This is a genomic window from Micromonospora sp. NPDC051227 (assembly GCF_044455385.1).
Taxonomy (GTDB): Bacteria; Actinomycetota; Actinomycetes; order Mycobacteriales; family Micromonosporaceae; genus Micromonospora.
Genome location: NZ_JBITET010000008.1, coordinates 1 through 24336, shown reverse-complemented (window position 1 = coordinate 24336; position 24336 = coordinate 1). Strand labels below are relative to the sequence as shown.

The following is a 24336-nucleotide window of genomic DNA, read 5'->3' as shown; positions in this document are numbered from 1 at the left end:
GAGTATGGGGATCCGAGTCGCGGTCGCCGGAGCGAGCGGGTACGCCGGGGGTGAACTGCTGCGCCTGATCGCCGGGCACCCGGAGTTCGACCTGGTCGCCGCCACCGCACACAGCCAGGCCGGGCACCGCGTCGACGTGGTGCACCCGCAGCTCACCGGGCTCGACCTGGTGCTCGGCGAGACCGATCCGACGATCCTGGCCGATGCGGACCTGGTCTTCCTGGCCCTGCCGCACGGCCAGTCGGCGGCTCTCGCGGCCCAGCTTCCGGCCGAGGTGCGGATCGTCGACCTGGGTGCCGACCACCGGCTCGCCGACCCGTACGCCTGGGCGCAGTACTACGGTGGCACGCATGCCGGGCAGTGGACCTACGGCCTGCCCGAGTTGCCCGGCCAGCGGGAGCTGATCGCCGGCTCCACCCGGGTGGCGAACACCGGCTGCTACGCCGCCGCGATCACCCTGGCGCTCGCGCCGCTGATCGCCGACGGGGCGGCCAACCCCGCCGACGTGGTGGTGGTCGCCGCCTCCGGCACCTCCGGCGCCGGCCGAGCGGCCAAGCCGCACCTGTTGGCCAGCGAGGTGATGGGCGACCTGTCGCCGTACCGGGTGGGCACCCACCAGCACGTCCCGGAGATCAAGCAGGCCACCGGCGCGACCGGCCTGTCGTTCACCCCGGTCCTGGCGCCGATGCCGCGTGGCATCCTGGCCACCGTCACCGCGGTGCCGGCGCGCGGCGTCGACCCGCAGGAGGTGCTGGCCCGGGCGTACGCGGACGCGCCGTTCGTGCACGTGCTGCCGGAGGGCCGCTGGCCGCACACCGCCGCCACCCTGGGCTCCAACTCGTGTCACCTTCAGGCCACCGTCGACGTCGACTCGGGTCGTCTGATCGTGCTCAGCGCGTTGGACAACCTGGGCAAGGGCGCGGCCGGTCAGGCCGTTCAGAACGCCAACCTGATGCTCGGCCTGCCGGAGACGACGGGCCTGTCGATGTGGGGAGTAGCCCCTTGAGCGTCACCACCCCTCGGGGGTTCCGGGCGGCCGGTGTGGCCGCCGGCCTCAAGGCCAGCGGCGGCGCGGACGTCGCTCTGGTGGTCAACGACGGCCCGGATGCCGGTGTGGCAGGTGTCTTCACCACCAACCGGGTCAAGGCCGCGCCGGTGCTCTGGACCCAGCAGGTGGTGCGGGGCGGTGTGGTCCGCGCCGTGGTGCTCAACTCCGGTGGCGCCAACGCCTGCACCGGTCCGGCCGGCTTCCAGGACACGCACGCCACGGCCGAGCACACCGCCGCCGCGCTGACAGCGGTCAGCCCCCGGTTGATCCTCGGCGCCGGTGAGGTCGCGGTCTGCTCGACCGGCCTGATCGGTGAGCGGCTGCCGATGCCGAAGCTGCTGCCGGGCGTCCGCTCGGCGATCCGTGGGCTGTCCCGCGACGGTGGCCCGGCCGCCGCCGAGGCGATCATGACCACGGATACCCGGCCGAAGACCACTGTGGCCCGGGGGAACGGCTGGACGGTCGGCGGCATGGCCAAGGGCGCCGGGATGCTCGCGCCCGGGATGGCCACCATGCTCTGCGTGTTGACCACCGACGCGGTGGCCGGGCCGGCGACGCTGGACGAGGCGTTGCGGGCGGGCACCCGGGTCAGCTTCGACCGGGTCGACTCCGACGGCTGCGTGTCCACGAACGACACGGTGCTGCTGTTGGCCAGCGGCGCGAGCGGCATCGAGCCGACGCCGGCCGAGCTGGCCGCCGCCGTCACCGCGGCCTGTCACGACCTGGCCCAGCAGTTGGTGGCCGACGCCGAGGGCGCCACCAAGCAGATCGCCATCGACGTGGTCGGCGCGGCGGACGAGGACGAGGCGGTCGAGGTCGGCCGTGCGGTGGCCCGCAACAACCTGGTCAAGACGGCGTTGTTCGGCAACGACCCCAACTGGGGTCGGATCCTCGCCGCCGTCGGCACCACCACCGCCGGGTTCGAGCCGGACGAGGTGGACGTGGCGGTCAACGGGGTGTGGGTGTGCCGGGGCGGCGCCGCCGCCGAGGACCGCTCGACTGTCGACCTGACCGGGCGGGACGTGACCATCCGGATCGACCTGCACGCGGGTACGTCGGCCGCCACGGTCTGGACCAACGACCTGTCCCACGCGTACGTACACGAGAACTCGGCCTATTCGACATGAGTCTCAGCAGCGATTTGGCTCGCGCCCAGGTCAAGGCGGAGACGTTGATCGAGGCGCTGCCCTGGTTGGCACGCTTCACCGGCTCGACGGTCGTGGTCAAGTACGGCGGCAACGCGATGACCGATCCGGAGTTGCAGCGGGCGTTCGCGGCCGACATGGTCTTCCTGCGCTACGCCGGCCTGAAGCCCGTGGTGGTGCACGGCGGCGGTCCGCAGATCTCCGCAATGCTGGGTCGCCTCGGCATCGCCAGCGAGTTCCGGGGTGGTCTGCGGGTGACCACCGCCGAGGCGATGGACGTGGTCCGGATGGTGCTGGTCGGTCAGGTGGGCCGGGAGCTGGTGGGTCTGATCAACTCGCACGGTCCGTACGCCGTCGGCCTCTCCGGCGAGGACGCCCGGCTGTTCACGGCGGTACGGCGTCCGGCGTACGTGGACGGGATGCCGGTCGACGTGGGCCAGGTCGGGGACGTCGAGTCGGTCGACGTGTCCGCGGTGACCGACCTGATCGAGGCAGGTCGGATTCCGGTGATCTCCACGGTGGCGCCGGACGTGGAGGGCGTGCTGCACAACCTCAACGCGGACACCGCCGCCGCGGCGCTGGCCATCGCGTTGCGGGCCCGCAAGCTGGTCGTGCTCACCGACGTGGCCGGCCTGTACGCGGACTGGCCGGACACCACCAGCCTGGTCTCCGAGATCGCCGCGGACGACCTGGCCAAGCTGCTGCCCAGCCTGGAGTCGGGGATGGTGCCGAAGATGGAGGCGTGCCTGCGGGCCGTGCGTGGGGGAGTGCCCGCCGCGCACGTCGTCGACGGCCGGGTGGCGCACTCCACGTTGCTTGAGGTGTTCACCTCGGAAGGGTTCGGAACGATGGTGGTGCCGGGAGACGGGACGGACGCGACATGAGCACGTTGGCGCAGCGGTGGAAGCACTCCATGATGGACAACTACGGCACGCCGCCGATGGCGTTGGTCGCCGGCGCGGGAGCCGTCGTGGTCGACGACGCCGGCCGGGAGTACCTCGACCTGGTGGGTGGCATCGCGGTCAACGCGCTCGGTCACGCCCACCCGGCGGTGGTGGCGGCGGTGTCGAAGCAGGTCGCGACCCTTGGGCACGTCTCCAACCTCTATGTGGCCGAGCCGCCGGTCGCTCTCGCCGAGCTGCTGCTGGCGCTCGCCGGCCGACCGGGCCGGGTCTTCTTCGCCAACTCGGGCGCGGAGGCGAACGAGGCGGCGTTCAAGCTCTCCCGGCGCACCGGCCGCACCCACGTGGTGGCCACCAGGGGCGGCTTCCACGGCCGCACCATGGGCGCCCTCGCGCTGACCGGTCAGCCGGCCAAGGCCGACCCGTTCCGGCCGCTGCCCGGCGAGGTGACCCACGTCGACTACGGCGATGTCGCCGCCCTCGAAGCGGCCGTCACCGACGCCACCGCCATGGTGATCCTGGAGCCCATCCAGGGCGAGAACGGCGTGCTCGTCCCGCCGGCCGGCTACCTCACCGCAGCGCGCCGGATCACGGCCCGGCACGGGGCGCTGCTGGTCCTCGACGAGGTGCAGACCGGCATCGGGCGCACCGGGCACTGGTTCGCGCAGCAGGCCGAGGGTGTGGAGCCGGACGTGGTCACCCTGGCCAAAGGGCTGGGTGGCGGGCTGCCCATCGGGGCCACGCTGGCCTTCGGCCGGGCCGCGGACCTGCTCACCCCCGGCTCGCACGGCACCACGTTCGGCGGCAACCCGGTCAGCTGCGCGGCGGCGCTCGCCGTGGTGGCGACCATCGCCAACGAGGGCCTGCTCGACAACGTCAAGCGGGTCGGTGAGCGGCTGCGTCGCGGCATCGAGGAGCTGGGCCACCCGCTGATCGCCGGGGTACGCGGCGCCGGCCTGCTGCTCGGCGTGGCGCTCACCGCGCCGGTGGCGTCGGTGCTGGCCGAGGCGCTGCGGGAAGCCGGCTTCCTGGTCAACGCGGTGCAGCCGGGGGCGCTGCGGCTGGCCCCGCCGCTGATCCTCACCGCCGCCCAGGCGGACACCTTCCTCGCGGCGCTGCCCGCCGCACTGGACGCGACCGCCCCGGCCGCCGCCGGCGCGCAGATCGCACCAGCAACACTGACCACCACGACGGGGACGACTCGATGACCCGGCACTTCCTGCGCGACGACGACCTCTCGCCCGCCGAACAGTCCACGGTCCTCGACCTGGCGGCGCTGATGAAGGCGGACCGGTTCGGCCACCGGCCGCTGGTCGGCCCCCGCTCGGTGGCGGTGCTCTTCGACAAGCAGAGCCTGCGGACCAGGATCTCGTTCGACGCCGGGATCGCCGAGCTGGGTGGGCACCCCCTCGTGGTGGACACGCAGCTCACCCACTTCGGTCGCGGTGAGTCCCTCGCGGACGCGGGGCGGGTGCTCTCCCGCTACGTCGCGGCGATCGTGCTGCGGACCCACGGTGACGAGCGGATCGCCGAGGTGGCGGCGGGCGCGAGTGTTCCGGTGGTCAACGCGCTCACCGACGGTTTCCACCCGTGCCAGCTGCTGGCCGACCTGCTCACCATCCGGGAGCGGTGCGGTGGCACGGCCGGCCGCACCCTGGCGTACGTGGGGGACGGCGCGAACAACATGGCGCAGTCGTACCTGCTGGCCGGGGCGACCGCCGGGATGCACGTGCGGATCGCCGGCCCGGCCGGGTTCGCGCCGGACGCGGCAGTGGTGGAACGGGCCGCCCAGATCGCCGCGGAGACCGGCGGGTCGGTGCGGGTGCTGACCGACCCGGTCCAGGCGGTACGCGACGCCGACGTGCTGGCCACCGACACCTGGACGTCGATGGGGCAGGAGTCCGACGGGTTGGACCGGACCACCCCTTTCCTGCCGTACCAGGTCAACAAGGAGCTGCTCGGTCAGGCGGCACCGGACGCGATAGTGCTGCACTGCCTGCCCGCACACCGCGGCGAGGAGATCACCGACGAGGTGCTCGACGGCCCGCAGAGCGCGGTCTTCGACCAGGCGGAGAACCGTCTGCACGCGCAGAAGGCGCTGCTGACGTTCCTGCTGGGACCCGCGACGGAAGGCGCCGCGACCGGCGACACCGCCACCGGGGGGCCGCGATGACCGCCCCGCTGACCCGTGCGGCCCGGCACGCCCGGATCGTGGAGCTGATCCGTGACGGGTCGATCCGGTCGCAGACCGAACTGGCCGACCTGCTCGCCGCCGACGGCGTGGGTGTCACCCAGGCCACCCTCTCGCGGGACCTGGAGGAGTTGGGCGCGGTCAAGGTGCGCGGCGGCGACGGTCCGGCCGTCTACCTGATCCCCGAGGACGGGCAGCGACCGTTGCGCGACGCGGAGGCCGCGCCGGCCCGGCTGGTACGGCTGCTGCGCGAACTGCTCAACGGGGTCGACTCCAGCGGCAACATCGCCGTCCTGCGGACACCGCCGGGCGCAGCCCAGTACCTGGCCAGCGCGTTGGACCGGGCGGGCCTGCCCGAGATCGTCGGCACCATCGCCGGTGACGACACCATCCTCGTCGTGGCCCGGGAGGCCGTCGGCGGGGCCGCACTCGGGGACAAGCTCGCCGGCTGGGCCCGTCGGGACGACACCGTTGAAGGGAACACCACGTCATGACCGAGCGGGTCGTGCTCGCGTACTCCGGGGGGTTGGACACCTCCGTCGCCATTCCGTACCTGTCCGAGCAGACCGGCGCCGAGGTGATCGCGGTCGCGGTCGACGTCGGGCAGGGCGGCGAGGATCTCGACGCCATCCGGCAGCGTGCCCTGGACTGCGGCGCCGCCGAGTCCGAGGTGGTGGACGCGCGCGACGAGTTCGCGGCCGACTACTGCCTGCCGGCGATCCGGGCCAACGCGCTCTACATGGACCGATACCCCCTGGTGTCGGCGCTGTCCCGGCCGCTGATCGTCAGGCACCTGGTGGCGGCGGCGCGCAAGCACGGCGGCACGATCGTGTCGCACGGCTGCACCGGCAAGGGCAACGACCAGGTCCGGTTCGAGGTGGGCCTGAACGCGCTGGCCCCCGACCTGAAGATCATCGCGCCGGCCCGGGACTTCGCCTGGACCCGGGACAAGGCGATCGCCTTCGCCGAGGAGAAGGGGCTGCCGATCGACGTGTCGGCCAAGTCTCCGTACTCGATCGACCAGAATCTGTGGGGTCGCGCGGTGGAGACCGGCTTCCTGGAGGACATCTGGAACGCCCCCGTCGAGGATCTCTACTCGTACACCTCCGACCCGACCCAGGAGCGCGACCCCGACGAGGTCGTGATCACCTTCGACGGCGGCGTGCCGGTGGCGATCGACGGTGAGACGGTCACCCCGTACCAGGCGATCCTGGAGCTCAACCGGCGCGCCGGCGCTCAGGGCGTGGGCCGGCTCGACATGGTCGAGGACCGCCTGGTCGGCATCAAGAGCCGAGAGGTGTACGAGGCGCCCGGCGCGATCGCGCTGATCACCGCCCACCAGGAGCTGGAGGCGGTGACCGTCGAGCGGGACCTGGCCCGGTTCAAGAAGGGCGTCGATCAGCGCTGGGGTGAACTCGTCTACGACGGACTGTGGTTCTCGCCGCTGAAGGGTTCGTTGGACGCGTTCATCGACGACGCGCAGCGGCACGTGAGCGGCGAGGTACGGATGATCCTGCACGGCGGCCGGGCCACGGTGACCGGCCGGCGCTCCGAGGCGAGCCTCTACGACTTCGGGATGGCCACCTACGACACCGGCGACACCTTCGATCAGTCCCTGGCGAAGGGCTTCGTGCAGCTGTGGGGGCTGCCGAGTCGGATGGCCGCCGCTCGGGACGCCCGGCTGGGAGGGCACTGACCATGGGGACCACAATGGGCGGGGTGGACGACAAGAGCCTGACCGAGAACAGCGCCGCCACCAACCGGACGAGCCTCTGGGGTGGCCGGTTCGCGGGCGGCCCCGCCGAGGCGCTCGCCCGACTGTCGGTGAGCGTGCAGTTCGACTGGCGCCTGGCCCCGTACGACATCGCCGGTTCCCGGGCGCACGCCCGGGTCCTGGCCGGCGCCGGCCTGCTCGATCCGGAGGAGCTGGGCCGGATGCTGGCCGCGCTGGACGACCTGGAGGCGGCCTGCGCCTCCGGAACGTTCCGCCCCACCATCGACGACGAGGACGTGCACACCGCGCTGGAGCGCGGTCTGCTGGAGCGTCTCGGCAGCCTCGGTGGCAAGCTGCGCGCCGGCCGGTCCCGCAACGACCAGGTCGCCACCGACCTGCGGCTCTACCTGCGCGACCACGCCCGGGGCGTGGCCAGCCGCCTGGTCGAGCTGGCGGAGGCGCTGGTCGAGCAGGCCGAGCGGCACATCGACACCGCCGCGCCGGGGATGACCCACCTTCAGCACGCCCAGCCGGTCACCTTCGGGCACTGGCTGCTCGCCCACGTGCAGCCACTGCTGCGCGACCTCGAGCGGCTGCGCGACTGGGACCACCGGGCGGCGATCAGCCCGCTCGGCGCGGGCGCCCTGGCCGGTTCCGGGCTCCCCCTGGACCCGGTGGCGGTGGCCAAGGAGCTGGGCTTCCGTACGTCGTTCGCCAACTCGATGGACGCCGTCGCCGACCGGGACTTCGTGGCCGAGTTCCTCTTCACCACCGCCCTGATCGGGGTGCACCTGTCCCGGCTCGGCGAGGAGGTGGTGCTCTGGACCTCGCACGAGTTCGGCTGGGTGGAGCTGGACGACTCGTTCGCCACCGGCTCGTCGATCATGCCGCAGAAGAAGAACGCGGACATCGCCGAGTTGGCCCGGGGCAAGTCGGGGCGTCTGGTCGGCGGCCTGATGACCGTGCTCACCATGCTCAAGGGTCTGCCGATGACCTACGACCGGGACATGCAGGAGGACAAGGAGCCGGCCTTCGACGCGGTCGACACCCTGGAGCTGCTGCTTCCGGCCCTGGCGGGAATGATCTCCACGATGACGGTCCGGGTGGACCGCCTCGTCGCCGCCGCCCCGGTCGGCTTCTCCCTCGCCACCGAGGTCGCCGACTGGCTGGTCCGACGCAACGTGCCGTTCCGCGACGCGCACGAGATCACCGGCCAGTTGGTGGCGCTCTGCGCGGCTCGGGAGTGCGAGCTGAACGACGTCTCCGACGAGGACCTCGCCGCGATCAGCGGGCACCTCGACCCGTCGGTGCGCGACGTGCTCTCGGTCCGTTCGGCTCTCGCGGCCCGGACCACCCCCGGTTCCACCGGCCCCGGCCCGGTCGCCGACCAGCTCGCCGACGCGGCGGACCGGCTGGCCAGCTGGCGGGAGTGGGCCTCCGAGCGGGTCGTCCCGCGCTGAGCTGTGCCGTGGCGTCGGCGCCGGCCGCCGGCGCCGCGGCGGTTCAGGCCGTCGGGCGCTCCCGCTTGGGGAGCTTGGCCACCACCATGTCGTACGACGAGTCGACCGCCTCGGTCAGCTCCTCGTCGTTGATCCCGCCGTCCAGGCGCAGCGTGTTCCACCCGGACCGGCCGATGTAGGGCATCACGCTGGCGTCGTCGGGGTGTCGGTGCAGCCACTCGTCGGCCACCTCCCGGGTCGGCCCGCACTTGATGCCGACCGTCGGCTTGCCGCTGTCGCTGCCGAGGAACGCGAAGATCCGGCCGCCCACCTTCACCACCTCGTCGCCCTCCCACGGTTGGTCCAGCCATGCTCCCGGCTTGGCCAGGCAGTACGCCAGCATCTCCGCGCGCTCCATGGGTGCCTCCTCGTCGTGCGCACAGTGTGCCCGCCCTGCGGCCGTCGCAGGCGCGGCGTGCCGATCCGGGCGTCGGCCTGCTCTCTCGGCCGGCCCAACCCGCTCGGCAAGATCGCGCTCGATCCGGGATCTGGTGGTCTCCGCCGAGGTCGAGGCCACTACTTCCATGTTCGGGCACGATCTTGCCCGTGCGAGCGCGGTCGTCAGGCGCTCTGCTCGGCCGAGCGGGCGGCGACCCGCTCGTAGCGCTGCCGGGCTGCCTGTGCGCTGCCCAGCCCCAGCCCGTACGCGATCGCCTGCCAGGTCAGCCCCCGGTCGCGGGCCAGCGTCAGCAGGCCGGCTTCCAGGGCGTCCAGCTCGGCGCGGACGTGGGGCAGCAGGGTCAGCGCGGCGGTCAGGTCGGCTGCGTCGATCGGCTCCTCCGTCGGTTCGCGCTCGGCCCCGCCGGCGGCGAGCGCGGTGACCAGGGCGACCGCCTCCCACGGGTCGAGCACGTACGGGTGGGCCCACCGCCCCCGCCGCGTGTCGGTGCCCGCGTGCCGCTCGCTGATCCGTTGTAACGCCTCGTGGGTGCGGTGGGCGCGGGCCCGGCCAGGGTTCGGCGCGGTGAAGATGTCCTCGGTCGTCATACCCCGAGCACACCCTATGAACGCCTAATTGTCAACAAAATGTTGAAGCCTGGCGGCACGGGCATGCCGTGCCGCCAGGCGACGCCTCAGAGCGCCAGGTTGAACTGGCGCTCATCGTGCATAGGTGTGCAGTACGGGTCGCACGGGTTCGCGTTCAGCACGCCGAACGCGACGCCCGCTGCGAACGGACGCTCGACCGGGACCACCGCGATCCGCACCTGCTGGGTGCCCTCCGCGCAGGTGACCCTCCGAACCGTGGTGCCCGCGCGCATCGTCTGGCCGACCGCCTGCGCGACCTTGACCGTGATGTCGAAGTCGATGGCCTTCGAGCAGGTCACTGTGACCGGCACGATCGCCGCCGCGCCCTTCGCCTCGATCTTGCCTGTGGCGCCGACCACGAACGCGGTCACTGACGCGTTGTCGGCCTGCGCCGCGGCCCGCAGCGGGACGCTCGCGCTGGCCGATGGTGTGAAGGCCAGGGTCGCGGCTGCCGCGACGAGGCCGGTGGCGATCAGTGGTCGCCGGATGCTCCGTACGGTCATGGTGACTCCCTCCCGTGATGTCGTCGCTCCCTGCGACGACATCGGGAACACTTCCGAGCCCACGATCCGGTTTCACTGTTCGGCCGGCTGTCTGATGTGCGACGTGAGTCTTGTTCGGGCCGGCGCTGAAAGGTCGGCGCGCCCGGCCGGTGGCGAGATGGGTACCGTCAGGGGCATGGCCCTGTCGTCCGGTGACCGCAGCACCGACACCGACCTGGCGGCGCTGGCGGACCTGCTCGCCGGTCCACTGCTGCCGGCGGCGCGCGGGCTGCTCGGCTGCCGGCTGCACGCCGGCGGGGTCACCGTCCGGATCACCGAGGTCGAGGCGTACGCGGGAAGTGGCGGTGATCCCGCCTCGCACGCCCACCGGGGCCGTACCCCGCGCAACGACGTGATGTTCGGCCCTTCCGGTTACGCCTACGTCTACTTCACCTACGGGATGCACTGGTGCATGAACGTGGTCACCGGGGTCGAGGGGGTGGCCTCCGCCGTGCTGCTGCGCGCCGGCGAGGTGGTCGACGGGCTGGCCACGGCACGGGAGCGCCGGCCGGCCCTCCGGCGGGACCTGGACCTGGCCCGCGGGCCGGCCCGGCTCTGCTCCGCGCTCGGCATCGACCGCGAGGCGTACGGGGCGTACCTGCTCGGCGACGGCCCGGTCCGCCTGCGGCCCCCGGCCCGGCCGGTGCCGCCGGAGACGGTGGTGGCGGGTCCCCGGGTCGGGGTGACCGGCGCGCACGACCTGCCCTGGCGGTTCTGGCTGGACGGCGATCCCGCGGTGAGCGCCTACCGCCGGCACGTGCCGCGCGTCCGGCGCTGAGCGCCCCTTGCGGCGTGTGGGCGCCGGAGCCTGTCGGGGGGTGTGGCCATAATCACCGGACCTGCTCACCGACGGTTCGGAGGACGTCATGGCGACACTGCTCGCGATCGGCACAGCAAAGGGATTGTTTCTCGCCACCAGCACCGACGACCGGCGCAGTTGGGAGATCACCGGCCCGCACTTTCCGATGACCGGTGTCTACGCGGTCGCGGTCGACACCCGTCGTTCCACCCCGCGGCTGCTCGCCGGCATGACCAGCTCACACTTCGGCCCCAGCGTCGCCACCAGCGACGACCTCGGCGCTTCCTGGGACGAGCCCGACCAGGCGCCGGTCGCGTTTCCGGCCGACACGGGCGTCTCCCTCGGGCGGGTCTGGCAGCTGATGCCGGCCGGCCCCGACGAGCCGGACGTCATCTGGGCCGGCACCGAGCCCTCGGCGCTGTTCAAGTCCACCGACGGTGGTCGCAGCTTCGAGCTGGTCCGTTCCCTCTGGGACCACCCGCACCGCCCACAGTGGGAGGCCGGCTTCGGTGGTCAGGCCGTGCACACCGTGCTGCCCCACCCGCGTGACCCGGCTCGGCTGCTGGTCGCCATGTCCACCGGCGGGGTCTACCGCTCGGAGGACGCCGGGGCGAGTTGGGCGCCCGGCAACACCGGCATCCGCGCCTACTTCATGCCTGACGAGTGGCCGGAGTTCGGCCAGTGCGTGCACAAGGTCGCCCGGGACGCCGGCAACCCCGAACGGCTGTACGCGCAGAACCACCACGGCGTCTACCGCTCCGATGACGACGGCCGCACCTGGTCCTCGATCGCCGATGGGCTGCCCAGCGACTTCGGCTTCCCGATGGTGGCCCACCCGGGGCGCGGCGGCACGGTGTGGACCTTCCCGTTGGTGGCCGACGGCGAGCGGTTCCCGACCGACCACCGCTGCCGGGTGTTCCGTTCCGCCGACGCCGGTGGCAAGTGGGAGCCGCTCTCGGTCGGGCTGCCCGAGGGTCCGTTCTATCCGGCGGTGCTGCGCGACGCGATGTGCGCCGACGACGCCACCCCCGGTGGCGTCTACTTCGGCACCCGCTCCGGCTCGGTCTTCGCCAGCCGCGACGAGGGCGACTCCTGGTCGACGGTCGCGGCGCACCTGCCCGACGTGCTCTGCGTTCGCGCCGCGGAGGTCTGAGCGTGGTCACCGTGCTGCTGCCCGGCCCGCTGCGCGGCGAGGCCGGGGGCGCGAGTCGGCTGAACGTCACCGCCGCCGGGACGCTGCGGGCCGTCCTCGACGAGATGGCCGTCGCGCACCCCCGGCTGGCCCGGCGCATCCGCGACGAGCGTGGCGAGCTGCGCCGCTACGTCAACGTCTTCGTCGACGGGGAAGACTGCCGGCACTCCGGCGGTCTGGCCACCTCGGTCGAGGACGGCGCGGAGGTGCAGGTGCTGCCCTCGGTGGCGGGCGGCTGAGCGGGCCGACACCGAGTGAGTTCATGACCTGATGTCCGGTTGTGGAAGGTGACCGCCGCCACTGCGGGGCGTCCCGCCGACGGAATAGTTGCGTCGTCAAATAAGTTGTGAGCTGCGTCCGGGTACCACGACGGCATCCGGTTGACACGCGAGGAGCTGGTCATGCAGTTCGGAATCTTCACCGTCGGTGACGTCACGGTCGATCCGACCACCGGTCGGGAGCCGACCGAGCATGAGCGGATCAAGGCGATGGTCGCGATCGCGTTGAAGGCCGAGGAGGTCGGTCTGGACGTCTTCGCCACCGGCGAGCACCACAACCCGCCGTTCGTGCCGTCGTCACCGACCACCATGCTCGGCTACATCGCGGCGCGCACCGAGCGGCTGCTGCTGTCCACCGCCACCACGCTGATCACCACCAACGACCCGGTGAAGATCGCCGAGGACTACGCGATGCTCCAGCACCTGTCCGACGGCCGGGTGGACCTCATGATGGGTCGCGGCAACACCGGCCCGGTCTACCCGTGGTTCGGCAAGGACATCCGCGCCGGCATCCCCCTGGCCATCGAGAACTACGACCTGCTGCACCGGCTGTGGCGCGAGGACGTGGTCGACTGGAAGGGCAAGTACCGCACCCCGTTGCAGTCGTTCACCTCCACGCCGCGCCCGCTCGACGGCGTGCCGCCGTTCGTCTGGCACGGCTCGATCCGCAGCCCCGAGATCGCCGAGCAGGCCGCGTACTACGGCGACGGCTTCTTCGCCAACCACATCTTCTGGCCCAAGGAGCACACCCAGCGGATGATCGCGCTCTACCGCCAGCGGTACGCGCACTACGGCCACGGCTCCGCCGACCAGGCCATCGTCGGCCTCGGTGGGCAGGTGTTCATGCGCCGCAACTCGCAGGACGCGGTCCGGGAGTTCCGGCCGTACTTCGACAACGCCCCGGTCTACGGGCACGGGCCGTCGCTGGAGGAGTTCACCCGGGAAACCCCACTGACCGTGGGCAGCCCGCAGCAGGTCATCGACCGTACGCTCGGCTTCCGGGAGTACGTCGGTGACTACCAGCGGCAGCTGTTCCTGATGGACCACGCCGGGTTGCCGCTGAAGACCGTGCTGGAGCAGCTCGACCTGCTCGGCGAGGAGGTCGTGCCGGTGCTGCGCAAGGAGTTCGCCGCGCTGCGTCCGGCGCACGTGCCGGCGGCGCCGACGCACGCCTCGCTGGTCGCCGCCGCAGGCGGTGCCAAGGACAGCACCGTGCACGCTGTCGACGACGTGACGGGCAAGGCGCCGGAGGGGGCGACCCGATGACCCGCCGCACCCTGGCCGTGGTCTCGGCGGGGCTGAGTCAGCCCTCGTCGACCCGGCTGCTCGCCGACCAGCTCGCCGCGGCGACCCGCGACGAGCTGGTCCGGCGCGGCTCCGAGGTGGAGCTGCACGTCGTCGACCTGCGCGAGTACGCCCACGACGTGGTGAACAACATGCTCACCGGGTTCGCGCCGGCGGCGCTGCGCGAGGTCATCGACACGGTGACCGGGGCGGACGGGCTCATCGCCGTCACCCCGATCTTCAGCGCCTCGTACAACGGGCTGTTCAAGTCCTTCTTCGACGTGTTGGATTCCGAGTCGCTGGTCGACCGGCCGGTGCTGATCGGCGCGACCGGCGGCACCGCCCGGCACTCGTTGGCACTGGAGCACGCCGTCCGCCCGATGTTCGCCTACCTTCGGGCGGTGGTCGTCCCGACCGCGGTCTTCGCCGCCCCGGAGGACTGGTCCGACGGCACCGCCGATGGTGCGTTGCGCGCTCGGATCCGGCGCGCCGCGGGGGAGTTGGCCGACCAGATCGAGCGCCGGCCACCGGCCACCGGGCCGGCCGACCCGTTCGCCCTCACCACCGACTTCCTGCAGATGCTCGGCCGAGGTGACGACGCGCCGGCCAGCTGACCGGGTGGCGACCAGTGCCGGTCAGCTGACCGGGTGGGCGACCAGCACCGGGCAGTGCGCGTGCTGGATCGCCGCCTGACTGACCGACCCGAGCAGCAGACCGGCGAACCCGGCCCGGCCCCGGGTGCCCACGACCAGCAGCGACGCCGCGCCGCTGGCCTCGATGAGCCCCTCGGCCGCGCCGGCCGCCCGGACCGGATGCTCGCGCACCACCAGGTCGGGGTGTTCGGTGCGCACCACGGCGGAGGCGTCGGCCAGGAGTCGCACCGCCTCGGCCTGGTACGCGGCCTGCGACTCCTCGATCTCCTCCGGCACCGCCCGGTCCCCGTCCGAAGGACCGACGTGCACCAGCACCAGCGGCACGTCCCGTAGCGCCGCCTCGTCGGCGCCCAGACCCACGGCGAGTCGGGACGACTCGGAACCGTCCACGCCCACCAGCACCGGGCCGTCCACCGGGATCGGCTGCTCGTCCGGGCGGACCACCAGCACCGGGCAGTGCGCGTGCGCGGTCACCTGTGTGCCGACCGAGCCGAGTAGCAGCCCGGTGAACCCGCCCAGGCCACGGCTGCCCACCACGACGAGCTCCGCCCGGCGGGACTCCTCGATCATGGTGGCACCCGGGCCTCCGAGGACCTGACGCACCTCGACGGCGAGGCCGGGCCACCGGTCGGTCAGCTCGGCCGCCGTGCGCTCCAACATCTGCTGCGCCTCCTCGGAGGGCGCCGGCACCCCGAGGTCGTACGGGTTGAGGGGCACGCCGTAGCCGGACGGATGCAGGTAGCCGTGCACCAGGAGCAGCGGTCGGGACCGGAGCACGGCGGCCCGCGCCCCGTGTTCGGCGGCGACGAGGCTGGACGGCGATCCGTCCACGCCCACCACGACAGGTCGGTTCATCTGCGCTCCCTGGGTCGGTCAGGTCATTGTCGACCGCTCGGCCGCGCCGCAAGGGCCGGACGCGCCGGTTTCGGCGGCGGGTCGGTTCGGCATTTGCACGTAACTACGTATGTTCGTAGTATCGACGTATGGGCACCGTGGACGATCGACTCGCCGCGCTGGAGGCACAGGTTGCCGCGTTGAGCGAACGGCTCGCCGCCGCACCGCCAACGCCACCCGCGCCCGAGGGCACCTTCTGGGCGCTCGACGGCCTCAAACAGCGTTTGCCACCCGACGGGTCGGGCGCGGTGCTCTACACCGGCACCGTCCGCGTCGCCGGCCAGCACTACGACTGGCAGTACGGCCGCACCGTCGACGACCTGCTCGCCGCCGACTGGACGGAGCTGCCCAGCACCCTCTCCGCGTTGGCCCACCCGGTGCGGCTGCGGCTACTGCGGGAGATCCTCGGCGGCCGGCAGAGCACCAGCGAGCTGGCCGAGATCGAGGAGTTGGGCACCACCGGCCAACTGCACCACCACCTGCGCCAGATCACCGCCGCCGGTTGGCTGCGCAGCGCCGGCCGAGGCCGGTACGCGGTCCCCGCCGAACGCGTGGTGCCGCTGCTGGCCATCCTCACCGCCGCCGGCCGCTGACCAGACGCGGCTCGGCCGCCCGTCCGACGACCCCCACGGAGGAACCACCATGCGCCGGACGACCGTCACCGTCCTCGTCGTCGCGCTGATCGCCGGCCTGGTCGGGGTGGCGTTGATGCCCCAGGTGCCCCGACTCGGCGCGCAGGCCACCGGCGATCGCGACCTGGCCGCTGCCGCACGGTCGGCCACGCCCGACCCGTCGGGGCTCCGCGGGCTCGCCGTCGCCCTGGTCGAGAACGGCCGGATCCGCACCGCCGGACTGGGCGACCGGGACCTTGCCGGTCGACCCGTGGAGCCGGGCACCCCGTTCGAGATCGGCTCGGTCACCAAGGCGCTCACCGGCATGCTCCTCGCCGACCAGGTCGCCGCCGGTGTCGTCGGCCCCGACGACCGGCTCGGCAGCACCTGGCCCGAGGTCACCGGCCCCGCCCGCGACGTCACGCTCGCCGAACTCGCCAGCCATCGCGCCGGCCTGCCCCGGCTGGCCCCCGGCTCCCCGCTGGGATGGGCGCGCATCCTCTGGTCCAACGTCTCCGGCGGAAACCCCTACGCCGAGCAGGGCGTCGACGCCGTCCGCAGCGCCGCCGACCGGGTCAGCATCGACGACGACGAGCGCGGCGAGGTCCACTACTCCAACCTCGGGCCGTCCGTGCTCGGCCACGCGCTCGCCGCGAAGGCCGGCGTCGCGTACCCCGAGCTGCTGCACGACCGGCTGCTACGGCCGCTCGGCATGACGGCCACCATCGTCGCCATCCACGACGACGACCTGCCGGCCGATCGCGCCCAGGGCAGCCGGGCCGGGGGCCGGCCGCTCGATCCGTGGGCGGGAGCCGGTTACGCGCCGGCCGGCGCCGGCCCCTGGTCCACGGCGGAGGACCTCGGTCGGCTGCTCGCCGCGGTCCTCGCCGGCACCGCACCAGGTGCCGGCGCCGCCACCGCCCGCTACCGCGAGGACGACGACACCCGCATCGGGTACGGCTGGTTCACCACCCGGCACGGCGATCGCGAGGTGGTCTGGCACAACGGCGCTACCGGCGGGTTCCGGTCCTACGTCGGCCTCGAACCGGCGGCCGGCCGGGCGGTGGTGGTGCTCGGCAACACCGACAAGGGCGTCGAGCCGATCGGGCTGCGGCTGCTCGGGGTGCCACCGAAGGAGGCCGACTCGGCGACGTCGATGGTGCTGCCGTGGATCGGCGCCGGCCTCGCTGTGGCCCTCACCTTCCTCGGGGGCATCTCCCTGCTCGGCACCGCCCGCCGTCGCCAACTGGACCAGGTGACGCTGCTGGCGGCGGCGGTCTGGGCGTTCGCCTATCTGGGGTTGGGGCACCGGTTGGGGGACTGGTCGGTGGTGCCGGCCTGGCTGTGGCCGCTCGGCGCCTGCCTGTCGGCGGCGGGGGTGGCAGTGGCGGCGACCCGGTGGCGGGCCCTGCCGATGGTCGACGCGCGGGTGCCGTGGCGTCGACTCCTGTCGGTGGCGAGCTCCCTGGGCGCCGCCGTGCTGGCGGTCGTAGCCGTCGCCGGCTGACTCCGCGCCGCCGCTTCGTGTCACGCCCGTTGCGTACCCTCGGCCGATGACCTCCGATCTGCTGGTGCGCCCGGTCCGTGAGGACGACCTCGTCGAGTTCTTCCTGCACCAGCAGGACCCGGAGGCCAACCGGATGGCCGCGTTCGGCCCCAAGGACCCGTCCGACCGTCGGGAGTTCGCCGCACACTGGGCCCGGGTGCTCACCAACCCGGCGAACCTGGTCCGCACCGTCGAGGTCGACGGGGACGTGGTCGGCTACGTGAGTGCCTTCCCCGTCGACGACCAGACCGAGGTCAGCTACTGGATCGACCCGGCGCGCTGGGGCCGGGGTCACGCCACGGCGGCCCTGGCTGCCCTGCTGCGCGAGCTGCCCCGACCGGTGCACGCCCGCGCCGCCAAGGACAACGCCGCCTCCCTCGCGGTGCTCCGCAAGTGCGGGTTCGTGGTGGTCGGTGAAGACTCGGGGTACGCCACCGGCCGCGGCGAAGAGGTCGAGGAGTGGCTGCTGGAGCTGCCCGCCGAGGCTCCTGACCTGGGCGGGCACTAGTCTCGCGGGGTGAACTGGTTGGATCTCGTCGGCTGGGCCGGCTCCGCGGTGCTGGTCTGGTCGTTGCTGCAGTCGCGCGTCCTGCGGCTGCGGGCGCTCAACCTCGTCGGCAGCGCCGTGCTGATCGGCTACAACGCCGCGATCGGGGTCTGGCCCATGGTCGGGCTCAACGTCGTGCTCGCGGCGATCAACATCTGGTACCTGCGCGGGATGCTCGTCACCCGGCACGACGAGAAGACGTACCAGGTGGTGGAGGTCGGGGTCGGCGACCAGTTCCTCGCGCACACGCTGCGGGTGCACGCCGCCGACATCGCCCGGTTCAACCCCGGCTTCCACTGGGATCCGGACGCGTCGGGGCGCTCGGCGTTCCTCGTGGTCACGGCCGACGAGGTGGTCGGGGTGGTGCTGTCGCACGCCGAGGCGCCCGGCGTCGCCCAGGTCGACCTGGACTATGTGACCCCGAGGTTCCGTGACTTCACCCCGGGCGAGTTCGTCTACCGGCGCAGCCACCTGTTCACCGAACGCGGCTTCCACCGGGTGGTCAGCCCACCCCGGATGATCGCCCCCTACTACCACCGGCTCGGCTTCCGCCCGGAGGGCGACTCGTACGTCCTCGACCTGCCCGTGCCCGCGACCACCGATTCGGCGTAGCGTCGCCGGTGCAGGTTCGGCCGCCACCGAACGGGGATCGCCTCTGCTGGTGCGCTGGTCGTCAATAGCGCTCAGGGTCCGCTAGAGTGCCGACCTGAACTTGAAGGAGTGGGCAGCAGCGACAGGTGATTCGTACGCGACCGCGCGGCGTCGCTACGAGGCTGGGACGTTGCCCGTTCCCACGTACCGGCTCGGGCGGCTGATCATGGTTGGCGAGCCGGTAACAGGTACGGCGATCGGCTCCGGGCAGGTCGTGGTTTACGCCTGCGTGTCGTCGGCTAACCAGGAGGCGGACTTGGACCGGCAAATCGCGCGGGTCACCGTGTGGGCGACCGGTCAACGGTTTGCGGTCGACCCGGCGGTGACCGAGGTCGGATCGGTGTTGAACGGGCACCGGAAGAAGTTCCTCGCGCTGCTGCGCGACCCAAACGTGTCGACGCTCGTGGTTGAGCACCGGGACCGGTTCACCCGTTTCGGTGCCGAGTACGTGGAGGCCGCGCTGTCCGCTCAGGGCCGCCGTCTCCTGGTGGTTGACCCGGTGGAGGTCGACGACCAAGTGCGCGACGTCACGGAGATCCTGACGTCGCTGTGCGCCCGCCTGTACGCCAGCCGAGCCGCCGCGAACCGCGCCCGCCGCGCAGTCGAGGCCGCCACCGAGAGCAGCCCGGTGTGAAGACGATCCAGGCGTACCGGTACGCCCTCGACCTCACCTCGACACAGGACCGCGACGTGTACGCGCACGCCGGGGCCGCCCGCGTCGCCCACAACTGGGCGCTCGCCCAGGTCATTGCGGTTATGGGCCAACGCGCGGCCGAGCGTTCCTACGGAATCGCGGACGAGTTGCTGACACCGTCGCTGTCGTGGTCCCTCGCAGGGCTGCGCAAGGCGTGGAACGCCGCGAAGCCTGAGGTGGCGCCGTGGTGGGCTGAGGTGTCCAAGGAGGCTTTCAACACCGGCCTCGACGCCTTGGCCCGTGGGTTGAAGAACTGGGCCGACTCCCGTAGCGGCAAGCGAACCGGGCGGCCGGTCGGGTTTCCCCGATTCAGATCCCGCCGCCGCACCACACCATCTGTGCGGTTCACCACCGGGGCGATCCGAGTCGAGCCGGACCGTAAGCATGTGGTGCTGCCGAGGTTGGGCCGCTTGAAGCTACACGAGTCCGCCCGCAAACTCGCCCGCCGCATCGACGACGGCGCTGCACGGATCCTCTCGGCGACAGTGCGCCGCGACGGCGGCCGGTGGTATGTCGCGTTCACCGTTGAGATCGACCGCACCGAGCGTGCCCCGGCCCGACCGAAGTCGGTGGTCGGCGTCGATCTCGGGATCAAGCACCTCGCGGTGCTGTCCACCGGCGAGTTGGCCGCCAACCCGCGCCACCTGGCTGCCGCGAAGCAGCGGATGCGGACGCTCGGCCGCTCGCTGTCGCGTAAGGCCGGCCCGGACCGGCGTACCGCCCAGCGTGCGTCGAAGCGTTGGGAACGGGCGGCAGCCCGGCTCGGCCGCGTTCACGTCCGGGTGGCGAACCTGCGCCGTGACGGCCTACACAAGCTCACCACTCGTCTCGCCGCGACGTACGGCACGGTCGTGGTGGAAGACCTCAACGTCACCGGCATGCTCGCCAACCGCAGGCTCGCCCGGCACATCGCCGACGCCGGTTTTGCGGAGATCCGCCGCCAGTTGGCATACAAGACCGGATGGAACGGCGGCCGGTTGCTCGTGGCCGACCGCTGGTATCCGTCCTCGAAAACCTGCTCGGGATGCGGCGCGGTGAGAACCAAGCTCGCCCTGTCCGAGCGCGAATACCAGTGCGAGGCGTGCGGTCTGATCATGGATCGCGACCGCAACGCCTCACTCAACCTGGCCGCACTCGCGGCCGAGTTGAATACCGCCGGGAGTGGCCCGGTGGCAGCACGTGGAGCCGACCGGAAGACCCGCGTTCGCGGGCGGGTGGCGTTGAAGCGTGAACCCGGCACGGCATCCGCCGGTCAGACCGGGACCGTCCCACCGCAAGGCGGGACTGTCGATCGTGTGCTACTAAAGGGGCACTGAGAGGCAACGGCAAAGACACGCCTACGCCGGCCCGGCCGGGCGGGCTTGCTGACCGGCGGGTGCCGCGCGTAGCGGCCGGTGCCACCACCACGAGGGAGCGAACCGGGCGTGCAGAGCTACGGGAGCCAACTGGCCCTGGTCGGAGTCCTGGTCGTGATCAACGCGCTCTTCGCGGGCAGCGAGATGGCGTTGGTGTCGCTGCGAGACAGCCAGATCCAGCGGCTGGAGCGCACCAGCCGGGCTGGGCGGGTGCTGGCCCGGCTCGCCAAGGACCCGAACCGGTTCCTGGCCACCATCCAGATCGGCATCACCCTCGCCGGGTTCCTGGCCTCCGCCGCCGCGGCGGTCTCGTTGGCCAAACCCCTGGTGCCGCTGCTCGGCGTGTTCGGCGGCGCCGCCGAGACGGTGGCGATCGTGGTGGTCACCCTCGCGCTGACCTTCGTCACCCTGGTCTTCGGCGAGCTGGCGCCCAAGCGGATCGCCATGCAGTCCGCCGAGCGGTGGGCGCTGCTGGTGGCCCGCCCGCTCGACCTGCTCGCCAGCCTCACCCGGCCGGCCGTCTGGGCGCTCGGCGCCACCAGCGACGTGGTGGTCCGCCTGGTCGGGCTCAACCCCAAACACGAGCCGGAGGAGATCGGTCCGGACGAGCTGCGCGACATCGTCGCCGGCAACCACGGCTTCACCAAGGAGCAGCGCACCATCATCGCGGGTGCCGTGGAGATCGCCGACCGGCGGTTGCGGGCTGTCCTCGTACCCCGGTTGCAGGTCTTCACGCTCGACAGCGGGACCACCGCGGAGGCCGCGCGGCTCGTGCTGGCCGCCACCGGGCATTCCCGGGCTCCGGTCGTGCGCCACGGCGGCCTGGACGACACGGCCGGGGTGATCCACCTGCGTGACCTGGTGGGTGTGCCCGACGACCGCCCGGTCGACGAGATCGCACGACCGCCGATGCTGCTGCCCGACTCGCTACCGGTGGTGGACGCGCTGCGCCAGTTCAAGGCCGAGCGTCAGCACATCGCGCTCGTCGTGGACGAGCGCGGCGCCGTCGACGGCATCGTGACTCTTGAGGACATCCTTGAGGAGATCGTCGGCGAGATCTACGACGAGACCGACCGGGATGTGCGCTCGGTGCGGCGCGACCCTGACGGTGCGCTGCTGCTGCCCGGCACCTTCCCGGTGCACGACCTGCCGGACATCGGCGTGGAGCTGCCGTCGCGTCCGGCCGGTGACTACACCACCGTCGCCGGGCTGGTGCTGGCCCGGCTCGGGCACATCCCCACCGTCGCCGGGGAGGACGTCACGCTGGATGGTTGGGTGCTGGTGGTGGCCGGCATCGACCACCGGGCAATCACCGAGGTACGGCTCAGCCGCGTACCCGATGAAGCCGACGGCGACGCCGACACCGACCAGCCCACGGAGCCGATGCTGGACGAGGCCCGCAGTTGACCCGTCCGGCGAATGCCGTCGCTCAGGCGGGCGAGAGGTTCTGCAGCCGGACCTGACCACGCGCGACCAGCCGCTCGTCGGCGTCGGTGATCTCCACCTGCCAGAGCTGCTGGCTGCGGCCCCGGTGCACCGGGGTGCCGACGGCGGTCAGCTCGCCGTCCCGGACGGCCCGCAGGAAGTCGGTCTGGTTCGACACGCCGACCACGGTGCCCCGGTCGGCCAGCCAGAGGGCGCCGCCCACGCTGGCCGCGGACTCCACGACGGCGCAGTACACCCCGCCGTGCTGAATGCCGAACGGCTGGTGCAGCTCCGGGCGGACCTGCCAGCTGATGACCACCCGGTCGGCGCTCGCCTCCTCGAACTTGAGGCCGAGCAGGGCGACGAAACCGCCCGTCAGATCCGGAATCTCCATGGCAAGCCCTCCTCGATCAACGCGGCGCAAGCCTAGCCGGGGCGGGTTGCGCGAAACCCGGTACGGGTCGGTGCCGGCGATGGGGGAGAATCGGTGACCGTGACCGACAGCAGCCTCCAGCCCTCCGGGCGGGCCTCCCTGACCGACGACCTGCTCTGGCGTGGCCTGATCCAGGACTCGACCGGCCTCGACGAGCTGCGCGAGCTGCTCGACGGTGGGAGTGCCGCCACCTATTACGTGGGCTTCGACCCCACCGCCCCGAGCCTGCACGTCGGCAACCTCATGCAGGTCCTCATGGCCCGCCGGCTGCAACTCGCCGGCCATCGCCCGTTGCTGCTGGTCGGCGGTGCGACCGGGCAGATCGGTGACCCGAAGGAGAGCGCCGAGCGGGCGCTCAACCCGACCGAGGTGATCGCCGGCTGGGTGGAGGGGATCCGCGACCAGCTCGCGCCCTTCGTGTCGTACACCGGCGACAACGCGGCCCAGTTGGTCAACAACCTGGACTGGACCGGCGAGATGTCGATCGTCGAGTTCCTCCGCGACGTGGGCAAACACTTCCCGGTGAACAAGATGCTCGCGCGGGAGGTGGTGCGCGCCCGTTTGGAGACCGGCATCAGCTTCACCGAGTTCAGCTACCAGCTGTTGCAGGCCAACGACTTCTACGAGCTGCACCGCCGGCACGGCTGTCAGCTCCAGTTCGGTGGTTCCGACCAGTGGGGCAACATCACCGGCGGCGTCGACTACGTCCGCCGGCGGGGCGCGGGGCCGGTGCAGGCGTTCACCACGCCCCTGGTCACCAAGGCCGACGGTACGAAGTTCGGCAAGAGCGAGGGCGGCGCGGTCTGGCTCGACCCGACGATGACCAGCCCGTACGCGTTCTACCAGTTCTGGCTCAACGTCGAGGACCAGGAGGTCGACCGCTACCTGCGGTACTTCAGCTTCCGCTCCCGCGACGAGCTGGAGGAGCTGGCGAAGGCGACCGCCGAACGGCCGGCGGCCCGTCTGGCGCAGCGGGCGCTCGCCGAGGAGCTGACCACCCTGGTGCACGGCGCCGACGAGACCCGACAGGCGATCGCCGCCAGTCAGGCGCTCTTCGGCCGGGGATCGTTGGACGAGTTGGCGCCGGAGACCCTGCGCGCGGCGCTGACCGAGGCGGGCCTCGTACGCCTCACCGGCGAATTGCCGGATGTGGCGGGTCTGCTGCGGGACTCCGGTTTGGTGAGTGGCCTCAAGGAGGCTCGGCGGGTGATCGCCGAGGGCGGCGCCTACGTCAACAACAACCGGGTGACCGAGGTGGACGCGGGGGTGTCGCCGGCCGACCTGCTGCATGGCCGATACCTGGTGCTGCGCCGGGGGAAGCGTTCGTTCGCAGGCGTTGAGCTGGGTGAATAGCCACCTGTCGACGATGTGACGGGGGACGCGTCCGGCGGATTTGACGATCATCCCGCCGGACGCGTAACTTTCTCTCTGCCAGCGCGGAACGGACGAAACAGGCGAAAGCCTGAGGCGGCCGGAGCGCGGGAATGACCGCCGGGTCGGAGGGGTTGAACCCCTCGAGACCGGCACCGGGTGGTGCCCCCGAGTTCGCCGCGAGGCGGGTTTGGTGCGGCGGAACCGACCGGGTAAGGTTAACGACCGGCAGGGCACCGGGCGAGCTTGCGGGAGACCGCAGCGGCCGGCCTGCCGAATCCGTGACGAGAACGGCGTAAGCCGGTCGAGACATGGTGCCCGCATTATTCGGGTGAAGCACGACGAACCGCGAAATATCGGTTTGACACGGCGGAAACGAGCGGGTAACGTAGTAAAAGTGCCTGGCGCTGATAGCGCTGGTCGCGGAGCGGGGAAAGCCCTGGTTGGGGTTCCACTGAGTGTGGGGCTTCTGGTCGGTGTGTGGTTGTTCTTTGAGAACTCAACAGGGTGCTTGTAAAGCCAGTGCCAATTATGAT

Annotated in this window: 26 protein-coding genes; 21 read left to right on the top strand and 5 right to left on the bottom strand. The window is 72.0% G+C overall.

The window, feature by feature from the left end:
- Positions 1-4 precede the first annotated feature (4 nt).
- Genes argC through argH form a run of 8 tightly spaced genes read left to right on the top strand, consistent with a single transcriptional unit; the run spans position 5 to position 8460 of the window.
- Positions 5-1006 carry an N-acetyl-gamma-glutamyl-phosphate reductase gene (gene argC, locus ACIA47_RS20255; RefSeq protein ID WP_203124489.1) on the top strand — a complete coding sequence of 334 codons (1002 nt, stop codon included), beginning with the start codon at positions 5-7 and terminating at the stop codon, positions 1004-1006.
- Complete coding sequence (gene argJ / locus ACIA47_RS20250) at positions 1003-2175, top strand: bifunctional glutamate N-acetyltransferase/amino-acid acetyltransferase ArgJ (protein ID WP_396709813.1); 1173 nt, start codon at positions 1003-1005, stop codon at positions 2173-2175. Before argC ends, argJ begins: the two co-directional genes overlap by 4 nt.
- A complete protein-coding gene (gene argB, locus ACIA47_RS20245; protein WP_396709811.1) occupies positions 2172-3077 on the top strand; it encodes an acetylglutamate kinase in 906 nt (301 codons plus the stop codon). The genes argJ and argB overlap by 4 nt, the downstream gene beginning before the upstream one ends.
- Positions 3074-4303: an acetylornithine transaminase gene (locus ACIA47_RS20240; RefSeq protein WP_396709809.1), complete on the top strand. Its 1230-nt coding sequence runs from the start codon at positions 3074-3076 to the stop codon at positions 4301-4303. Before argB ends, ACIA47_RS20240 begins: the two co-directional genes overlap by 4 nt.
- On the top strand, positions 4300-5268 hold the full coding sequence (gene argF / locus ACIA47_RS20235) for an ornithine carbamoyltransferase (RefSeq protein ID WP_203124496.1): 969 nt from the start codon (positions 4300-4302) through the stop codon (positions 5266-5268). Before ACIA47_RS20240 ends, argF begins: the two co-directional genes overlap by 4 nt.
- Complete coding sequence (locus ACIA47_RS20230; protein ID WP_396709807.1) at positions 5265-5780, top strand: arginine repressor; 516 nt, start codon at positions 5265-5267, stop codon at positions 5778-5780. The genes argF and ACIA47_RS20230 overlap by 4 nt, the downstream gene beginning before the upstream one ends.
- Entirely contained in the window at positions 5777-6982 is a 1206-nt protein-coding gene (locus ACIA47_RS20225) for an argininosuccinate synthase (protein WP_396709805.1), read from the top strand. The genes ACIA47_RS20230 and ACIA47_RS20225 overlap by 4 nt, the downstream gene beginning before the upstream one ends.
- A gap of 14 nt (positions 6983-6996) precedes the next feature.
- Complete coding sequence (gene argH / locus ACIA47_RS20220) at positions 6997-8460, top strand: argininosuccinate lyase (RefSeq protein ID WP_396710139.1); 1464 nt, start codon at positions 6997-6999, stop codon at positions 8458-8460.
- Between the two features lie 43 nt (positions 8461-8503).
- Here argH and ACIA47_RS20215 read toward each other — a convergent pair whose 3' ends face one another.
- The 3 genes from ACIA47_RS20215 to ACIA47_RS20205 all read right to left on the bottom strand — a co-directional run bounded on the left by ACIA47_RS20215 (position 8504) and on the right by ACIA47_RS20205 (position 10028).
- Positions 8504-8857 (bottom strand): MmcQ/YjbR family DNA-binding protein, encoded by a 354-nt coding sequence (locus ACIA47_RS20215; protein ID WP_396709803.1) that lies wholly within the window; start codon positions 8855-8857, stop codon positions 8504-8506.
- A 203-nt stretch (positions 8858-9060) separates the two neighbouring features.
- Positions 9061-9486 carry a DNA-binding protein gene (locus ACIA47_RS20210; protein ID WP_396709801.1) on the bottom strand — a complete coding sequence of 142 codons (426 nt, stop codon included), beginning with the start codon at positions 9484-9486 and terminating at the stop codon, positions 9061-9063.
- Positions 9487-9572: 86 nt separating this feature from the next.
- The gene (locus tag ACIA47_RS20205; protein ID WP_396709799.1) at positions 9573-10028 is read right to left on the bottom strand and encodes a hypothetical protein; all 456 of its coding nucleotides are present in this window, start codon (positions 10026-10028) and stop codon (positions 9573-9575) included.
- 175 nt (positions 10029-10203) lie between these two features.
- On the opposite strand from ACIA47_RS20205, the gene ACIA47_RS20200 reads away from it, so the two are divergent.
- The 5 genes from ACIA47_RS20200 (at position 10204) to ACIA47_RS20180 (ending at position 14234) form a co-directional block, all read left to right on the top strand.
- The gene (locus tag ACIA47_RS20200; protein WP_396709797.1) at positions 10204-10845 is read left to right on the top strand and encodes a DNA-3-methyladenine glycosylase; all 642 of its coding nucleotides are present in this window, start codon (positions 10204-10206) and stop codon (positions 10843-10845) included.
- A gap of 88 nt (positions 10846-10933) precedes the next feature.
- Complete coding sequence (locus tag ACIA47_RS20195) at positions 10934-12019, top strand: exo-alpha-sialidase (RefSeq protein ID WP_112604892.1); 1086 nt, start codon at positions 10934-10936, stop codon at positions 12017-12019.
- A 2-nt stretch (positions 12020-12021) separates the two neighbouring features.
- Positions 12022-12297, top strand: a complete 276-nt coding sequence (locus tag ACIA47_RS20190) for a ubiquitin-like small modifier protein 1 (RefSeq protein ID WP_396709795.1) — start codon at positions 12022-12024, stop codon at positions 12295-12297.
- Between the two features lie 162 nt (positions 12298-12459).
- Positions 12460-13602: an LLM class flavin-dependent oxidoreductase gene (locus ACIA47_RS20185; RefSeq protein ID WP_091402257.1), complete on the top strand. Its 1143-nt coding sequence runs from the start codon at positions 12460-12462 to the stop codon at positions 13600-13602.
- Positions 13599-14234, top strand: a complete 636-nt coding sequence (locus ACIA47_RS20180; RefSeq protein ID WP_396709793.1) for an FMN reductase — start codon at positions 13599-13601, stop codon at positions 14232-14234. The genes ACIA47_RS20185 and ACIA47_RS20180 overlap by 4 nt, the downstream gene beginning before the upstream one ends.
- Positions 14235-14255: 21 nt before the next feature.
- Here ACIA47_RS20180 and ACIA47_RS20175 read toward each other — a convergent pair whose 3' ends face one another.
- Positions 14256-15128, bottom strand: coding sequence for a universal stress protein (locus ACIA47_RS20175; protein ID WP_396709791.1), 873 nt, complete (start codon positions 15126-15128; stop codon positions 14256-14258).
- Positions 15129-15256: 128 nt separating this feature from the next.
- Here ACIA47_RS20175 and ACIA47_RS20170 point away from each other — a divergent pair, with 128 nt between their 5' ends.
- The 7 genes from ACIA47_RS20170 to ACIA47_RS20140 all read left to right on the top strand — a co-directional run bounded on the left by ACIA47_RS20170 (position 15257) and on the right by ACIA47_RS20140 (position 21978).
- Complete coding sequence (locus ACIA47_RS20170) at positions 15257-15760, top strand: ArsR/SmtB family transcription factor (protein WP_396709789.1); 504 nt, start codon at positions 15257-15259, stop codon at positions 15758-15760.
- Between the two features lie 49 nt (positions 15761-15809).
- A complete protein-coding gene (locus tag ACIA47_RS20165; protein ID WP_396709787.1) occupies positions 15810-17285 on the top strand; it encodes a serine hydrolase domain-containing protein in 1476 nt (491 codons plus the stop codon).
- Between the two features lie 46 nt (positions 17286-17331).
- The gene (locus ACIA47_RS20160; RefSeq protein WP_203125026.1) at positions 17332-17832 is read left to right on the top strand and encodes a GNAT family N-acetyltransferase; all 501 of its coding nucleotides are present in this window, start codon (positions 17332-17334) and stop codon (positions 17830-17832) included.
- A gap of 9 nt (positions 17833-17841) precedes the next feature.
- Positions 17842-18483, top strand: a complete 642-nt coding sequence (locus ACIA47_RS20155; protein ID WP_396709785.1) for a hypothetical protein — start codon at positions 17842-17844, stop codon at positions 18481-18483.
- Positions 18484-18577: 94 nt separating this feature from the next.
- Positions 18578-19156, top strand: coding sequence for an IS607 family transposase (locus tag ACIA47_RS20150; RefSeq protein ID WP_396710137.1), 579 nt, complete (start codon positions 18578-18580; stop codon positions 19154-19156).
- The gene (tnpB, locus tag ACIA47_RS20145; RefSeq protein WP_396709783.1) at positions 19153-20532 is read left to right on the top strand and encodes an IS607 family element RNA-guided endonuclease TnpB; all 1380 of its coding nucleotides are present in this window, start codon (positions 19153-19155) and stop codon (positions 20530-20532) included. Before ACIA47_RS20150 ends, tnpB begins: the two co-directional genes overlap by 4 nt.
- A gap of 108 nt (positions 20533-20640) precedes the next feature.
- Positions 20641-21978, top strand: coding sequence for a hemolysin family protein (locus ACIA47_RS20140; RefSeq protein ID WP_396709781.1), 1338 nt, complete (start codon positions 20641-20643; stop codon positions 21976-21978).
- 22 nt (positions 21979-22000) lie between these two features.
- Here the strand turns inward: ACIA47_RS20140 and ACIA47_RS20135 are convergent, their stop codons facing one another.
- On the bottom strand, positions 22001-22390 hold the full coding sequence (locus tag ACIA47_RS20135) for a PaaI family thioesterase (RefSeq protein ID WP_203125019.1): 390 nt from the start codon (positions 22388-22390) through the stop codon (positions 22001-22003).
- 99 nt (positions 22391-22489) lie between these two features.
- Between ACIA47_RS20135 and tyrS the strand changes: the two genes are divergently transcribed.
- Positions 22490-23782 (top strand): tyrosine--tRNA ligase, encoded by a 1293-nt coding sequence (gene tyrS, locus ACIA47_RS20130; RefSeq protein ID WP_203125040.1) that lies wholly within the window; start codon positions 22490-22492, stop codon positions 23780-23782.
- Positions 23783-24336 lie beyond the last annotated feature (554 nt).

Bases quoted from the DNA above. Each gene is read 5' to 3' on its own strand.
- argC (WP_203124489.1), top strand. From the start codon at position 5: ATGGGGATCCGAGTCGCGGTCGCCGGAGCGAGCGGGTACGCCGGGGGT.
- argB (WP_396709811.1), top strand. From the start codon at position 2,172: ATGAGTCTCAGCAGCGATTTGGCTCGCGCCCAGGTCAAGGCGGAGACG.
- ACIA47_RS20240 (WP_396709809.1), top strand. From the start codon at position 3,074: ATGAGCACGTTGGCGCAGCGGTGGAAGCACTCCATGATGGACAACTAC.
- argF (WP_203124496.1), top strand. From the start codon at position 4,300: ATGACCCGGCACTTCCTGCGCGACGACGACCTCTCGCCCGCCGAACAG.
- ACIA47_RS20230 (WP_396709807.1), top strand. From the start codon at position 5,265: ATGACCGCCCCGCTGACCCGTGCGGCCCGGCACGCCCGGATCGTGGAG.
- ACIA47_RS20225 (WP_396709805.1), top strand. From the start codon at position 5,777: ATGACCGAGCGGGTCGTGCTCGCGTACTCCGGGGGGTTGGACACCTCC.
- argH (WP_396710139.1), top strand. From the start codon at position 6,997: ATGGGCGGGGTGGACGACAAGAGCCTGACCGAGAACAGCGCCGCCACC.
- ACIA47_RS20215 (WP_396709803.1), bottom strand. From the start codon at position 8,857: ATGGAGCGCGCGGAGATGCTGGCGTACTGCCTGGCCAAGCCGGGAGCA.
- ACIA47_RS20210 (WP_396709801.1), bottom strand. From the start codon at position 9,486: ATGACGACCGAGGACATCTTCACCGCGCCGAACCCTGGCCGGGCCCGC.
- ACIA47_RS20205 (WP_396709799.1), bottom strand. From the start codon at position 10,028: ATGACCGTACGGAGCATCCGGCGACCACTGATCGCCACCGGCCTCGTC.
- ACIA47_RS20200 (WP_396709797.1), top strand. From the start codon at position 10,204: ATGGCCCTGTCGTCCGGTGACCGCAGCACCGACACCGACCTGGCGGCG.
- ACIA47_RS20195 (WP_112604892.1), top strand. From the start codon at position 10,934: ATGGCGACACTGCTCGCGATCGGCACAGCAAAGGGATTGTTTCTCGCC.
- ACIA47_RS20185 (WP_091402257.1), top strand. From the start codon at position 12,460: ATGCAGTTCGGAATCTTCACCGTCGGTGACGTCACGGTCGATCCGACC.
- ACIA47_RS20180 (WP_396709793.1), top strand. From the start codon at position 13,599: ATGACCCGCCGCACCCTGGCCGTGGTCTCGGCGGGGCTGAGTCAGCCC.
- ACIA47_RS20175 (WP_396709791.1), bottom strand. From the start codon at position 15,128: ATGAACCGACCTGTCGTGGTGGGCGTGGACGGATCGCCGTCCAGCCTC.
- ACIA47_RS20170 (WP_396709789.1), top strand. From the start codon at position 15,257: ATGGGCACCGTGGACGATCGACTCGCCGCGCTGGAGGCACAGGTTGCC.
- ACIA47_RS20165 (WP_396709787.1), top strand. From the start codon at position 15,810: ATGCGCCGGACGACCGTCACCGTCCTCGTCGTCGCGCTGATCGCCGGC.
- ACIA47_RS20160 (WP_203125026.1), top strand. From the start codon at position 17,332: ATGACCTCCGATCTGCTGGTGCGCCCGGTCCGTGAGGACGACCTCGTC.
- ACIA47_RS20135 (WP_203125019.1), bottom strand. From the start codon at position 22,390: ATGGAGATTCCGGATCTGACGGGCGGTTTCGTCGCCCTGCTCGGCCTC.